The following is a 1,203-nucleotide window of genomic DNA, read 5'->3' on the forward strand; positions in this document are numbered from 1 at the left end:
CATGTGAAGACCCACAGAAAAAGCATTTTTTGTGCCATATTTATAATAATCTTCACAAAGATATTAAAATCAATGCTTTACTGAGGTTTAATCCTGAATTTTGTCGACTAGGCCAAAATGTAGGATTAACTAAAAAAGAATGTATTGACGGCAGCTATTAATCAATCGGAATTGGCCATCCCCCATTGGTGAAACGAATCGAGTTTTGTCAATACTCCACTACGAAAATTGTAAATGCGATTGGTTATGTCTGGTTTCATCAGATACATGGAGCAATATACTCCATCCGGGGTGCAAAGGTACAAAAAATTAGGATTCCGACACCATATATATCAAAAAAAAAATTTGCCCCTATTACAATTTATAACTGCAATTGGCTATCTATATCAATCGATTAGACGATTCTTTCGCGTCCATTGCCCCAAACCCTATTTAATCGAAAGGCACCTCCCAATGCTCGCTTCGTGCAGCCTCAAAACAGAGGGCTATTTGCTCGCGGGTAACCTTGTCTTCCGAGAGTAGAGGCAACTCGTCCAACGCAAAATAGCCACTGCTCAGCGTCTCGGTATTGGGTCGAAAGGCTCCCTGTTTTACCCGGCAAAGGAAAAAGGCCTTACATACATTGTAAGCATACGGAGGTCGGTTGTGCAAATTGCGATCTTGCATTGCCAACAGACGCACAACTTCGACTTCGAGACCAGCCTCTTCAAGTACCTCTTTTTCTGTATTTGTTCTGAGGGTTTGATTCACATCGACCCACCCTCCCGGGAGCGACCAAGAGCCGTCTCGCTCCTCGACCAGCAAAATTTTTCCGTCTTTGAATATAGCCGCCCGGGTATCCAGTTTGGGAGTCTGGAAGCCGACCTCGCTACAAAACAGATGCCTCACCTGCTCATACGGAAGACCGGTGTGACGACTTGTAATCTCGGCCGAAATATCTCGTATTCGCTGGAATCGCTCCAAGTCAAACGGGTCTTTCGAGTAGGTCAATCCAGCTTGCGCAATAAATTGTAACTCCTTGGCCCAATCAAGCCAGTCAGGACTTTCACTTGCAGATGATTTCATATTTTCAATTTTTATCTATATACACTAGTGTCCGGAGAAAAATTCTCCGACAAGGGTTTAATTATTAAACATCAATAAGTTATAAGCATTAGAAAATTTTTCGATTAGAACATCAGTAACTTTGCGGTAGCCATCAAG

The 1,203-nt window shown here is 42.6% G+C and carries 1 protein-coding gene; it reads right to left on the reverse strand.

The features are described from left to right. Window positions 1-432: 432 nt before the first annotated feature. A complete protein-coding gene (locus tag B5G10_RS12465; RefSeq protein ID WP_087425045.1) occupies window positions 433-1,065 on the reverse strand; it encodes an NUDIX hydrolase in 633 nt (210 codons plus the stop codon). Between the last annotated feature and the right edge of the window lie 138 nt (window positions 1,066-1,203).

This window comes from Barnesiella sp. An55, from assembly GCF_002161555.1.
GTDB lineage: Bacteria > Bacteroidota > Bacteroidia > Bacteroidales > Barnesiellaceae > Barnesiella > Barnesiella merdipullorum.

Coding starts and splice junctions, on each gene's coding strand:
- B5G10_RS12465 (WP_087425045.1), bottom strand. CDS start 1,065: ATGAAATCATCTGCAAGTGAAAGTCCTGACTGGCTTGATTGGGCCAAG.